The organism is Microcoleus sp. C2D2 (assembly GCF_036702495.1).
Lineage (GTDB): Bacteria > Cyanobacteriota > Cyanobacteriia > Cyanobacteriales > Microcoleaceae > Microcoleus.
Genome location: NZ_JAUBTO010000003.1, coordinates 1 through 13,725, shown reverse-complemented (window position 1 = coordinate 13,725; position 13,725 = coordinate 1). Strand labels below are relative to the sequence as shown.

The 13,725-nt window shown below is 48.1% G+C and carries 11 protein-coding genes and 1 pseudogene; 9 read left to right on the top strand and 3 right to left on the bottom strand.

What is annotated here, in order from left to right; all coding sequences use genetic code 11:
* Window positions 1-75 precede the first annotated feature (75 nt).
* Complete coding sequence (locus QUB61_RS01670; RefSeq protein WP_333133193.1) at window positions 76-354, bottom strand: Photosystem I reaction center subunit PsaK; 279 nt, start codon at window positions 352-354, stop codon at window positions 76-78.
* 299 nt (window positions 355-653) lie between these two features.
* On the bottom strand, window positions 654-866 hold the full coding sequence (locus QUB61_RS01665; protein WP_333133192.1) for a chlorophyll a/b-binding protein: 213 nt from the start codon (window positions 864-866) through the stop codon (window positions 654-656).
* A gap of 580 nt (window positions 867-1,446) precedes the next feature.
* Between QUB61_RS01665 and hflX the strand changes: the two genes are divergently transcribed.
* Window positions 1,447-3,042 carry a GTPase HflX gene (gene hflX / locus QUB61_RS01660; RefSeq protein WP_333133191.1) on the top strand — a complete coding sequence of 532 codons (1,596 nt, stop codon included), beginning with the start codon at window positions 1,447-1,449 and terminating at the stop codon, window positions 3,040-3,042.
* A 545-nt stretch (window positions 3,043-3,587) separates the two neighbouring features.
* Here hflX and QUB61_RS01655 read toward each other — a convergent pair.
* Window positions 3,588-4,112: a hypothetical protein gene (locus tag QUB61_RS01655; RefSeq protein ID WP_333189789.1), complete on the bottom strand. Its 525-nt coding sequence runs from the start codon at window positions 4,110-4,112 to the stop codon at window positions 3,588-3,590.
* Window positions 4,113-4,352: 240 nt separating this feature from the next.
* On the opposite strand from QUB61_RS01655, the gene grxC reads away from it, so the two are divergent.
* From grxC to QUB61_RS01615, 8 genes and pseudogenes are all read left to right on the top strand, one after another.
* Window positions 4,353-4,616, top strand: a complete 264-nt coding sequence (gene grxC, locus QUB61_RS01650) for a glutaredoxin 3 (protein ID WP_333133188.1) — start codon at window positions 4,353-4,355, stop codon at window positions 4,614-4,616.
* Window positions 4,617-4,683: 67 nt separating this feature from the next.
* Entirely contained in the window at window positions 4,684-5,766 is a 1,083-nt protein-coding gene (gene gshB / locus QUB61_RS01645) for a glutathione synthase (RefSeq protein WP_333133186.1), read from the top strand.
* Window positions 5,767-5,938: 172 nt separating this feature from the next.
* Window positions 5,939-7,078: a Gfo/Idh/MocA family oxidoreductase gene (locus QUB61_RS01640; protein WP_333133184.1), complete on the top strand. Its 1,140-nt coding sequence runs from the start codon at window positions 5,939-5,941 to the stop codon at window positions 7,076-7,078.
* A gap of 108 nt (window positions 7,079-7,186) precedes the next feature.
* A complete protein-coding gene (locus QUB61_RS01635) occupies window positions 7,187-9,025 on the top strand; it encodes a CHAT domain-containing protein (RefSeq protein ID WP_333133183.1) in 1,839 nt (612 codons plus the stop codon).
* 160 nt (window positions 9,026-9,185) lie between these two features.
* The gene (locus QUB61_RS01630) at window positions 9,186-9,767 is read left to right on the top strand and encodes a hypothetical protein (RefSeq protein WP_333133181.1); all 582 of its coding nucleotides are present in this window, start codon (window positions 9,186-9,188) and stop codon (window positions 9,765-9,767) included.
* A gap of 340 nt (window positions 9,768-10,107) precedes the next feature.
* Entirely contained in the window at window positions 10,108-10,377 is a 270-nt protein-coding gene (locus QUB61_RS01625; protein ID WP_333133180.1) for a hypothetical protein, read from the top strand.
* Entirely contained in the window at window positions 10,358-12,859 is a 2,502-nt protein-coding gene (locus QUB61_RS01620) for a glycosyltransferase family 2 protein (RefSeq protein WP_333133178.1), read from the top strand. The genes QUB61_RS01625 and QUB61_RS01620 overlap by 20 nt, the downstream gene beginning before the upstream one ends.
* A gap of 123 nt (window positions 12,860-12,982) precedes the next feature.
* A pseudogene (locus QUB61_RS01615) lies at window positions 12,983-13,321 on the top strand (AAA-like domain-containing protein).
* Window positions 13,322-13,725: the final 404 nt, after the last annotated feature.

The window sequence follows — 13,725 nt, the reverse complement described above, 5'->3', positions numbered from 1 at the left end:
TGAAAATGGTGCAATATCTAAGCTCTAACCTACCTATTGTAGGAATAAGTCGCCACAGAAGCGACGCAATTGCTCCTAAAAATACTTGTCGATGTGGAGGGTCAAAATCGCCAATACTCCCAGCAAATGACCAGCGCTCATGCAAGCCAGAAATGCCGGTACGCTAACATTGTTGAACAGAGAGGGGAAGGGCAAAGGCATTTTCGGCCCGACGTGGGGATACCAAATTCTGCGACTGATAACTAGCAACGCTAAGATATTACAAACAAACATCACCAGAGGCTTTTGCCAATTTCCTGAGGCTGTGTCAGTCAGAGTCGATTCTACTACTGCCAGTAAATTTGAGTTAATCATCGTGGATGCTCCTATTTTTCATAAAGTATCAGAAATGCTCGATGAGATTTCTTGCCCAAAATACAGCAGGGGCGATCGGCTTTACGCAATAAATATCTGTTTTGCTCTCAATATTCACCGCGCCAGCGGAGCGCCCCCACCCGAAATCGTGAAATCACAGCAATAATTCTTTTAATGCCATTCAAAAGAAAGGAAAGGTACAAATTGACACAACCAGACTCCCTGCCATTTGTAACTTTTAGCCTGTCGGCCAGAGGCGGCATTTACTCACGCTGCCAGACAGGAAAGACTGCTGGTCATTACTGAGCAATGTAGTTAGGCAGAAAGTGAAGGATGTCGCGCAGAACACTATATCCAGCAGCGTCCCAAAGCAAATAAGCTAAGAAACCGATCATCGCTAAGCGACCGTTCCAAAGTTCTGCTTGCGGGTTGAAGCCGAACAGAAAGGCATTCCGATCTTTGCCGTTGTAAGCATTAGTAGTAGGGGGCAAGTTAGTAGGACGAGTTTCCATGTTTTTACATTCCTTAACAATGTTTCGCTTCTCATGGTAGCGGCGTAATTTCTGCTTTGCTATCTGCCTGTAGGCTCAAAATAAACACAAGTCTAAAGGAGGATTATGAAACCAAAAATAAAGTGTTAAGTTTTGTTGAGGGAGATTTTTTCAGCGCTCGCCTGTATCTGTAAATACTAAATACAAGTGCAACTTGAGAGGGCCGCTGTGAAAGGCTCGATCGCAGCCTCGCGACAAACAACGGCGCTGGTGACTCGACAAGACTGAATCCGCGCTCTGCTAGAGGCAACAAAATTTAGTAAATTTCAACTTAAAACCCGAACACGATCGCCATTGAGTTAATTAAAATAGGAGATAAACAGATCGATCGGGAGAAACAGTTATCGAAACCATCTACGGCAATCTTCAAGGTTTAAAGTCCAGCCAGCTCAAGCAACTCGAAAAGCTTTACCACCAGCGACTACCGGGCGATCGCATCACCACTGCAGAATTCGCCCAGCGCGTTGCCGCCATCAGCACGGAAATAGACAAACCAATCTGCACCTACATCAACCGCCGCGGACAAGTAATTCGCGTCGGCGTGGGTACACCGCGCCAAACGCAGATTGCGCCCTTAGAATTGCCCCGCTACGGGGGAGGTCGCCTCAGCGGCATCCGCTGCATCGCCACCCACCTGAAGCCAGAAACCCCTAGCGAAGCAGCCCTCACAGCAATGGCAATTCAGCGCCTCGACGCCCTCGTTTGGCTGACACTGAGCGGCGGAGGATTTCAGCGTCGCGGCGGCGGTGCGACTGGTTACATCCAAGAAACTTATCTCGCTCACTTGATACCCCAGGGAGATCGGCCAAATTTTGAGTTCTCTGTTTTGAGCGCTCAGTTAGAACCAGATGCAACTGATGAAATAGAAGAGCCTTCAATTCAAAAGTCACTAATTCAAACTCCACACTTTCCCTGGAAAATATCAGAACCGCTGAATTTGGACGAACTCGCCGACCAAGACTTTCTGGATTTGGTGGAAGGACTCGAAGCAGAGTTTGAAGCAGAGTTTGTCGCTAAGCAGGTCGATGCAGACCAAGACAAAGTGCTGTTGGTAGGTGTAATGACTCAGCACATGACTCAGTTGGAGTTTGAGGACGGGCTCGCAGAAATCACGCGGCTGGTTGAAAGCGCCGGGGGTCAGGTACTGCAAACAGTGCGCCAAAAACGATCGCGCCCCCATCCGCAGACAGTCGTCGGGGAAGGCAAAGTTCAGGAAATTTCCCTCGCAGCTCAGACGGTTAGCGCTAACCTCGTGGTATTCGATCGCGACCTGGCTCCCGCACAAATACGGAACTTGGAAACTCAGATAGGTATCCGCGTAGTCGATCGAACAGAGGTAATTCTCGACATCTTTGCCCAAAGAGCTCGATCGAGCGAGGGTAAATTGCAAGTCGAACTCGCTCAGCTAGAGTACGCCCTGCCCCGGCTCAGAGGTCGCGGTCAGGCAATGTCGAGACAGGGTGGCGGCATCGGTACCAGAGGTCCCGGGGAAACCAAACTAGAAACCGAACGGCGCACGATCGCCAAACGCATTTCTCGATTGCAGCAAGAAGTAAATCAACTCCTGGCCCACCGCTTCCGGCTGCGGCAGAACCGGCACCATCACGATGTACCCTCAGTGGCGATCGTCGGCTACACCAACGCCGGTAAATCGACTCTGCTCAACCTGCTCACGAATTCCGAGGTCTATGCCGCCGACCAGTTATTTGCCACCCTCGACCCCACAACCCGACGGTTGACCATTCCTAGCTCCGTCACGGGCTCCCCGGTGTCGATCGTCCTCACAGATACAGTGGGCTTTATTCGCGAACTGCCCCCCGCCTTGATCGACGCTTTTCGAGCTACCCTCGAAGAAGTCACTGACGCCGATGCTTTGCTGCACCTTGTCGATCTCTCCCATCCTGCGTGGCAGAGCCAAATTCGATCGGTCATGAATATTTTGACAGATATGCCCGTAACTCCCGGGCCAGCCCTTGTCGCTTTTAACAAAATCGATGCTGTAGATGGAGAGACTCTCGCCCTCGCCCGAGAAGAGTTTCCTCAAGCCGTATTTATTTCGGCGGCCAAAGGTCTCGGGATGGAAACTCTCCGCGACAGACTAGCTCAGCTCATTCAATACGCACTCTACCCTCGGTAAATACTTAAGTATTTTTTTAAGTAGTTGACATTCGGGAATACACGTAAATATACTGAGGACAGATATCGTCGAACTATGAGACTATAAAATAGTAGTCAAATCGTGCATTGCAAAGTAAAATACAGTAGATCGAGTTTTCGCCCGGTTAAAGAATTAATTTCAGGAGGCGGCGGTCAAGGTAAAAACACTCTGTGTTAATGGCTGTAACAGCTGTTGGTTCAGAGATTGCAAAAAGATGTGGCTTCACTCGGTGCAAACCACTACCTGGTGCAAACCACGGTACGCGACGTCAAGGCGAAAGAGAAGAATAATGTTATGAAAGTGTTTGGGCGATCGCCGAGAGCACTACACAATCTTTTACAGGCGCCCGCGAGAGACAACATCCATTTATTGTAAGAACTCTAAAATCCTTGCCCGTCGTGCAGCGCTACTCTCTAGGACTATTTCTATTTTCAGATCTTACCACTGTTTAACTAAATAGTTATGTTTACGCCACTGGCAAAACTAGCAATTGGACTCTCTGCCACAATGGCAACAGCGTTTTACTATCTAGCTGCTGCCCCTCCGGCTTCAGCACAATCCACGTGCGGGTCAGGAAATTTTTCCCGTGCCTGCTCGAGCAGCAGCCAATCATCATCAACAACCCAACCACCACGAGTCATAAAAAACCCAGTACCGGTAGTGCCGATAGTTGAATCACCATCACCAGCACCAATAGCAGACCCAGTACCCGTAGTGCCGATAGTTGAATCACCATCACCAGCACCAATAGCAGACCCAGTACCCGTAGTGCCGGTAGTTGAATCACCATCACCAGCACCAATAGCAGACCCAGTACCCGTAGTGCCGGTAGTTGAATCACCAGCACCAGCACCAATAGCAGACCCAGTACCCGTAGTGCCGGTAGTTGAATCACCAGCACCAATAGCAGACCCGGTACCACCGCCCGAAGTCGCGCCGCCAGAGGACTGGCAAAACATATACAGCACCCCCACCCCCGTGAGGCCACCAACAGCTATCCCAGAACCGGGTACTGTGGTAGCACTCCTGGTGACAGGTGCAGGAATCATCTGTTCCGGCAGAAAACGAAACAAGCAGGTTCGTCAGCAACGGTAGGCAGGCCCAATTTGCTGCTTGTTTTGAAAATCGCTGCGTTTCTTGAAGCGTGGGTGCATTTTTACTTATGGAATAAAAATAAAGAAAATTGTATAAATAATAACTTTACAGCTTGCTTGCTGCAACTATATAAAAATAAAAATAAGATTGGTTAAGATTAAAATAAAAAAATATTGTTATTGTTTGAGCGCCCGATGACCCCTAAAGTAGAAATTTACACTTGGAGAACCTGCCCGTTTTGCATTCGTGCCAAAGCATTGCTGAAGCGAAAAGGGGTGGATTTTACAGAGTACGCGATCGACGGAGATGAAGCAGCACGAGATAAAATGACCGATCGAGCCCACGGAGGTCGCACCCTGCCCCAGATATTTATTAACGACCAACACATAGGCGGCTGCGACGACATCCACCAACTCGATACTCAAGGCCTGCTAGATCCGCTGCTAGCAGCAAAATGAGGCATTCCCTGTTAAATTTTCAGTTAGCCCAAATTTTTCGGCGACCAATTCTTAATTTTAACTGACAATGAAATTTGCATTCATCATCGATCCCCTCGCGCGACTAATTCCAGGACACGATACCAGCGTAGCGCTGATGGAGGCAGCTCAAGAGTTGGGTCACGAAGTCTGGGCGACTCAAGCCAACGAATTAAGCGTCATCGGCGGGAAAACCTGGGCAATGCTCAGTCGGGTAGCGCTTACCCCAGTAAAAGTGGTAGAGGGACTCTGGGAGGCTGCTGAGGCTTGGTACGACGTGGAACAGTCTACTTTGCAGCCTCTGGAAGCAATGGACGCGGTATTTATGCGAACAGACCCCCCAGTCAACGTTCCTTACCTCTACGCTACTTACCTTCTAGACGGGATCGATCCGGCTAAAACTTTGGTAGTTAACAGTCCCAAAGGATTGCGGGCGGCGAATGAAAAGATGTATGCTTTGCAATTTGAGGGAGCCATCCCCGAGACAATTGTTTCTCAAAACAAGCAGGTAATTCGGCAATTTGTTGAGAAAAAAGGAGCGGCAGTTCTTAAACCGTTGGGCGGTAAAGCTGGCGAGGGAATTTTGTTTTTGGAAGCGGGCGATCGCAATCTCAACTCCCTGGTCGAAATTAGCACTCAACAAGGGCAAATTCCAGTGATGGTTCAGACTTATCTGCCGGAAGCAAAAGAGGGAGACAAGCGGATAGTGCTGTTGAACGGCAAGCCCATCGGTGCTATCAACCGTATTCCCACTGGCAATGAATTTCGCGGCAACATGGCCGTCGGCGGCCGAGTCGCAAAAACAGAAATTACCGATCGCGAACTGCAAATTTGCACTCAGTTAGAACCAGTGCTGCAACGGGACGGACTGTACTTTGTTGGCATTGATATCATTGGCGGTTATCTCACGGAAGTTAACGTCACCAGCCCTACAGGGATCAGAGAAATTGACTTATTTGACGGGGTTTGTTTGGGCAAACAAGTAATTGAATGGGTGGAGAAGGAAGAAGGAAGAAGGAAGAAGGAAGTTCGGCAACGGATTCGCTCGACGGATGTAACGGATGTAACGGATGTCAGTCCGATGTCCGTCGGAAGAGGGAAGAAGGAAGAAGGAAAGCACGACACAGATTAGGACACGGATACACGGATTAATTATCGAGCGTCAGACCGATGTTGAAGTCATTAGTTATTTGTTAGTTGCTACCAATCCCCAATGCCCGATGCCCAATTCCCAATTCCCGATGCCCAATTCCCAATTCCCAATTCCCAATTCCCAATTCCCAATTCCCAATTATTAAATTATTATGTCAAAAATTGGCGTGGCAGTAGTCGGTACAGGTTTCGGTCAAAAAGTACACCTTCCCGGATTCCAGGCACATCACCGGACAGAGGTTGTGGCTGTTTACCACCGGAATTTAGACAAAGCAAAGGCGATCGCCTCTAGCCACAATATTCCCTACGCTTGCGACTCGATCGCCGATATAGTAGCCATCCCAGAAGTAGCGGGCGCCAGCATTTCCACGCCGCCATTTTTGCATTTTGAAATGGCAAAAACCGTCTTGGAAGCAGGCAAGCATTTATTATTAGAAAAACCCACAGCCCTGACAGCAAATGAAGCCAGGGAACTTTACCGCTTGGCAAACAACGAATCTCAAACCGATTTTAAAAAGGGTGGTGGCAGAGCAATTGCCACAATGGACTTTGAGTTTCGCTTCATCCCCGCATGGCAAATGCTAGCAGAATTATTGGCAGCAGGATATGTGGGAGAAAAGCGTTTAATTAAGGTTGATTGGCTGGTGTCGAGCCGTGCTGATGCTACTCGCCCTTGGAATTGGTACGCGCAAAAAGATCGAGGCGGCGGAGTTTTGGGCGCGACAGGTTCTCACGTTTTTGATTATATTAGCTGGCTGTTCGGCCCGCCGCAGAGGCTTTCTGGGCAATTGATAACAGGAATTTCGGCGCGCCCAGATCCGAATGATTCGGGAAATTTAAAATTAGTTGATGCCGATGATTCTTGCACGTTGATGTTGGAATTAGCCGGGGGAACGCCTTGTCAAGTTTGTTTGAGTTCTGTTACTTATCAAGGGCGGGGACACTGGGTGGAAATATACGGGAGTAAGGGTACGTTGGTGTTGGGAAGTGACAACCAGCAAGATTACGTCCACGGATTTCGCTTGTGGGGTTCCCAAGGTGGAGAACCTTTAGCTGAAATCAAAATTCCTCAAAGATTGGAGTTTCCTCAAGTTTATCCAGACGGGAGGATTGCACCGTTTATTCGAGTAGTAGATAGGTGGGTAGAAGCGATAGATGGCGGTAAATCGTTGATACCGTCGCTCAGAGAAGGGGTTTACTCGCAGTTGTTGATGGATTTGACCCAGGAGTCGAATGCTACGGGAACTTGGGTAGATGTACCGAATTTAGATAAGTTTTTGGGCGACAGGTAAAAGTAAAAACTCACAAAGCAATCTCTCGCACTCGATCGCACCCCAAACCCGATAAACTACGAATAGATAAACTCAATCCAACCCTATATCCAGAGTCGGTAGTTGTGAATGGCGCGCCCTCAAAGTCCTTGCCTCAGTATAGCGATCGCTCGCCTGAGAACCGCTGGGGCAAACCATTTTGCCACTTGGGTTCTACAAGCTCCCTATCCTAGCGGGTACGTTCACCACGACTGTATGTGGCCACATACCCTATCCCAATCATGGAAAGCTTGGCAGGAAATGTTTTCGCCCTCCGGGACAATTCACGAATTGCCCCTAAATCCAGATGGCAGTTTCGTCTCGCCGGAAAACAGCCAGAATATACTGCCAGAAACAGAACAACGAAGCCCTCACTCGCTCGACCTCCCTCCACCGACGCCCTCTGTGCCGCTCCACCTCCGTCAAGGGGGGTGGGGAGACAGCGGGAAGCAGAATCCGCCGCCACCGGCGAGCTACAGCAGTCGCCTGATGCAGCATATGGGGATGAATCTTTGGCAGTGGCTGTTTGAAGGGCCGATTCAGGGCAGTCTCCAGGAAAGTAAAGGTATCGCGATCGGGCAAAATCTACCCCTGCGAGTGCGCCTAGACTTGCGCGAACCGTATTTAATTGCTTTACCTTGGGAAATTATGCAGCCTCACGCCGGTCAACCGACAATTTCTCTGTCGCCGCAGCAACTGCTGTTCAGCCGCACTACCAGCAATGTTGAACCTTTGCCACCTCTGCATCCTGCAGAGTCGCTCAACATTTTGCTAGTTTTGGGACAAGCAGAACCCGGCCGCGGTGCTAATTCTCAATTTTCCAGCAGCAATAACGGTCATTTGCAGTTGGGAGAAGAAGCACTCTCCCTAGCTCGCGTTCTCGAAAGCGCTTTTCCAACCGACGACAGCGGCAAATATTCTGACATCAGCGTTCCGACTCGCGTCGATACTCTGATCGAACCTACTGCGGCGGAACTAATTTCTCGACTGGAAACGCAATCTTACAACATTCTGTTCTACGCCGGCCACGGGATACCGGGCCCCGACGGCGGCTTGCTGTTTTTGGGGCCGGACACCGCGATTAATGGCACTGAACTGGCTCAGGTTTTAGTTCGGTGCCGCGTAACTCTGGCGGTGTTTAATGCCTGCTGGGGAGCTCAGCCGGCGGTGGAGAGGTTGCACTCAACTAACGGTCAGCAACAGGCGATCGCCCGCAGCAGTTTGGCTGAGGTACTGATCCATCACGGGGTGCCCGCGGTATTGGGGATGCGGGACTCAATCGCAGATCGCGAGGCCCTGAGTTTTATCCAAAGTTTTGCTCAAGCTTTGGCCGGCCGGATGTCGGTCGATCGGGCCGTCGCTGTCGCCAGACAGCAGCTACTAACGCTCTACGGGTTCAATCAACCGGCTTGGACGCTGCCGGTGCTGTATATGCACCCTGAGTTTGACGGTCAACTGACTGAACTGGTAGATGACCTCACAACTGAATTGCCTTTAAATTCTTCTACTTGGCTGGGACGCTTGCCGTCTTGTGCTTACTTGCGGGGGCGCGATCGACCCAATGTCAAATCCACCGAATCGACCAATCAGGTTTGGCCGATTCGCGCTGGTATAGTTCGAGTCGGACGCTGGGAACAAAACGACGTAGTGATTCGAGAACAGTGGGTTTCTCAAAAACACGCCGAGATTTTCTGCCGCAACAGTATCGGAGATACCGAGGGCGAACCTAGCTACTTCCTGCGCGATTTTTCTCGTTATGGGACTCTAGTTTTGGGGCAGTCGGGATGGCAGAGAGTTCACCACCAAGAATTGCTGCTGCAATCGGGCACTCAGCTAAAATTTGGCAGTTCTCAAGGTCAGATTTTTGAGTTCACTATTGAGGTTCCAAAAACTTCGGGCTACAGTGGGACTGATTGCGGAACGAATTAAGGTGCGGGTGTAGCTAATGAAGGCAATCGGCGATCGAGACAGCAAAGTTCTGGGCGTTGAGTCGAAAGTCTGAAATTAAAAGAGTTATTCACAACTCGCAACTGGCGTTTTGCTTTCGTCCCGGTTCTGTATTTTCTTTTTCCCACTTAGGTATTACATCATGGCTACCCAATCTCCTGATTCTCAATATTTTAGCGACTCGCAAACTCAGGCCCAGATGGAACTTCTCGCCACAATTGTTCAGACTGATGTTGCTTATCCCTGGAATCCCGCACAGCTTGAATCAGAATCTTATTTGACTGCGCTAGAGGAGGAATTTGCACTTTTTGATGCCTTCAGCGACAGCGATATTGCCCAAAAGTCGCAAGTTCTATTCGCGCAATTAGAACAAGTTTGGCTGACGACTGCTCTGCAAAAGTCTTTGCGTGAGAAATTTGCTCGCGTTCCTCAAGATTTTCTGGCCCGCATCGCTCAAAGCGTTCAAAACGCAACTGTTAAGTATCAATCTTTAGCTGACCAAATGGTAGAGTGCGTGTTAGATATTTTGCCTCAGTGGGCTGAGGAAGATTTGCAGGTGTTGGCGCGTCCTTTGGCTTATGCAATGCGAGAGGTTGATTCGGAAGGAACCCAATTGGTCATGGCGGCTAGAAGACCTTGGGCCCAATTGTCGGAAATAGAACAGGCGAGAGTTAGTTTGGCTGTCGCCCGCTATGCAATCTCGCAATTAGAAATCTCTGATTAGTTGTTTGATGACTCGCTTTTTGTGCTGCGATCGCGGTAAAAGTTTTTAATTAAAATAAAATATATCTACCTTTAGCTAGATGTGAAATTCGTCTAATTATTAATCTGTATGGATTGCTATAGTTTTATCTAGCAATCCTATTTGATTTTTGACACAATAATTTGTTGTTGAACGATACCAACCGCGCCCGACGGTGACGACGTTCTTAATTGCACAAATATGAGTTGGGATATTAGAGAAGATTGCATACATTCGCTCTCCTATCTTGAAATGCCTCTGCGTTGCATCGGAGTTGGATCTGTGGTTTCCGTATCAATCAAAGATCGATCAAATAAATCTATTGCTTCTTCCCTCTCTCCTCAATAACTCAAGCATTCTTCCTTCTTCCTTCAACATCTGCTATACCTTGCCGGGATTGGACAGGCTCAGCGGTTTGGCAGCAGCAAGCAAGATGAACTATCATACAATTGTCAAAATGTTAAAAAAGGTAAATATAGTTAAGTGGAGTGTGTCGGAATTTTCAACTGGATTAAAAAGCCGACAGCAGGAAACCGTGACTGTTGCAGGTACGATCGGGAATTTCACATTTTATGACAACTTCAAGATTTGACCTTCAAGAGCTGAAACGCCGCTTTTGGCGGAGTTCGCGGGTACCGGTGGCAACGCTAGTGGTGTTGGGGGCGGTTGCTTTCGCAGGTGCGATCGCCGGGGCCTGGTTTGCAGGTGAAGGTACAGTCAGCGGTATTTTTGCCACAATCAACTCTTGGCAGCAAAACCCGCCTGTGTGGCTGCAAGTGCCTGCTACGAGAAAGATGTATTTGTTAGTGCCGACTCTCGTGCTTGTCTCAGTTGCTTTAGCTGCCATTAAAATTTCGCCTCAACCGCAGAAACGATCGCGCGCTGTGGTAGTTGCAATAGTTCTGGCTTTAACCATTCGCTACGTTTTGTGGCGAGCGATCGCTACTCTCAATTTAAGCGACCCCCTCAACGGTATCTTTAGTTTGGGGCTGTTTTTTCTAGAAATGTTAATGGTGTTCACCACCAGCATTCAACTGTATTTAATGCTGAGAGTGAAAGACCGGCGTCGAGAAGCCGATCGCATGGCAGTTGCAGTTGAATCTGGAAACTTTGCCCCGCCCGTCGATATTTTTATCCCAACTTACAACGAAGCCGCTTTTATTTTACGGCGCACAGTCATCGGCTGTCAAGCTTTAGATTATGCAAACAAAAAAGTATATTTGCTCGACGATACCAAGCGCCCTGAAATCAAATTGCTGGCAAAAGAACTGGGATGCGAGTACATAACCAGACCCGATAATATTCACGCCAAAGCTGGAAACATCAATCACGCCACAGCCCTAACTAATGGAGAACTAATTGTAGTTTTCGATGCAGATTTTATTCCTACTAAAAACTTTTTAACTAGAACAGTTGGATTTTTTCAAAATCCCGAAATCGCCCTCGTTCAAACACCGCAAAGCTTTTACAACCACGACCCCATCGCCCGCAATTTAGGTTTAGAAAATGTACTCGCGCCGGAAGAAGAAGTATTTTACCGGCAAATTGAAATCATCAAAGACAGCGCCGACAGCGTGATTTGTTGCGGTACATCTTTTGTAGTTAGGCGCAGTGCTTTAGAAACAGCGGGAGGCTTCGTCACAGATTCAATCTGCGAAGATTATTTTACCGGAATTCGGCTGTCAGCAACCGGGTATCGCTTAGTTTATTTAGATGAAAAATTGAGTGCTGGTTTGGCGGCTGAAAATATAGAGGCTCATCTAACTCAAAGGTTGCGCTGGGCGCGAGGCACGCTTCAGGCATTTTTTATTGATTCCAATCCTTTAACGATTCGCGGGCTCAGATTAGTACAAAGGCTGTGTCACCTCGAAGGATTGCTGCACTGGTTTACCAGTTTAACCAGGGTTTTGTTTCTGTTGATGCCTTTAGCTTATTCGTTTCTCGGCATACTTCCTTTGCGGGCAAGTGCGCGGGAATTGCTATACTTTTTCCTGCCTTACTATTTGGTGCAAGTTACGGTGTTTTCTTGGCTGAACCGCAGATCGCGATCTGCCTTGCTTTCCGATGTTTATTCATTTGTTCAGTGTATACCTTTAGCGGTGACGGTGGTGAGTGCCATGCTGAAGCCCTTTGCGAAAAGGTTTCAGGTGACGCCGAAAGGAATTGCGAGCGATCGCTTTCGTTTTAACTGGAAGTTGGGATGGCCTTTGATTGTCTTGTTCGCAGCTACAGCATTCAGTTTGTGGCAGACTGTAAACATTCATTTAGTTAAAAATGTTGGCAGCTTACAGGCGATATCAGAAAGTGCAAATTTGTTAAAAGGCATAAGTTTGGGATGGATTTGGAGCGCTTACAACCTGCTGATGCTGGGGATTGCATTACTGATTTTGGTGGATATTCCTAAGCCGGACATTTACGAATGGTTCAATTTACGCAGGGTTGTACAACTGAATATTGGAGGTCAAAGTTTTTGGGGTATAACCACTGTAATTTCGGAAAGTGGCGCTGAAGTTGCTCTGACACAGTGGCCAAGTTTTCCGGTGAAAAATAAAGGCAGTAAAGAGAGTTTTACCGCAGCCGAGATTTTGCAAAAATATGCCGTTCAGACAAGTTTATCGCAGGGTAAAATAAAAGCGCTCCCTCCCAGGGCCGCAGTCAAAGCGAGGGTCTCTCTAGCGCCGTCTGTTCTTGAGTTGGGCACTGAGGGTCGTTTAGCCAAAGGTTTGATTGATTGCGATTCCGCGACTCTGGAAATTATGGAAGAGAAATGTTTTATTCCTGTGGCTAAGATTAAGTTGGTCAGCGATAAATCTCAGTTGGAGTCGAGTTTTCGGGATGCAGCCGGGTGCAGTTTTGCGGAATTTCCCACTGTGCGAATTGCGTTCGATCGCCTGAATATTAGCCAGCACCGCTGTTTGATCGAAATGCTGTACTGTCGCCCGGGCCAGTGGAAGCGGCAGGAAACTCCCGGAGAATGGCGATCGCTGTGGCTGTTGCTGAGAATTGCTTTGAAACCGAGGGCTGTTTTTGAGAGGAATAGGTCAGTTAGGCCGATCGGAGTTTCGCAACTTTAGAGTGAACTTCTCCTAGTTGGGAATTTTTCACCGCTGATATCAGCAGATGAAGGCTGATGGATTTTTAGATCGCCTTACCTCATCTCTTTTAAGTAATTGTGCAAAAATTTTTATACATTTTCAGTGCAACTGACGGGTTTTGTAAACAGGAATACCGATTTAGTACGGGTAGCTCTTTATCATATCGGGCGTGGGGATCTCACTCTAGAGCAAGTGTTGCACAACTCTCCCATCAGGGCCGGAATTTATGGCGATCGCCTAAAACAACAACTTTGGAACCTATAACAGGAGCCAGAGCTGCTGGGAGCATTCGTGGGAGTTGTAAAAAGCAACACACCTGTGGAGTTGGATTTAGTGGAGGTATTTAAGTTGGAAAGTATGGGGTTGGTAAATTTACAAGCCAATCTGGCGACGGTAAGTTGCGAGTTATTGAGGCAGTATTTTGGCGATCGTTTGAAGTAGCAGTCGATCAGATTTTTCAGGAAGACCGAGCGAGCAACGCTAAGTTGTCATTTGTATCATGCTACGTTGTTTTGCTTGCTTTGCTTTTATCCGAGCTGCAATAACAGCTAAAAGAGCGTAACAACTTACCTCTTAGCAGCTTTAATTATATAACTAGCAATTTGCGTTACTACCATAACTGAAACACATTTTGCGATCGCTTGGAGGAAGTTACATTTGAAAACGGGATCTTTAACTGTTGTCGGGACGGGAATTCAATTAGTTGGTCATCTGACCTTAGCAGCGAAGGCGTGGATCGAGCAAGCTGACAAAGTTCTGTTCGCCGTAGCAGGGTAAACGCATCTTAACTTGAACCCAAAATATGCTACAGTTAAATGCGACTAATTTTCCATGTAGTTTTTTGT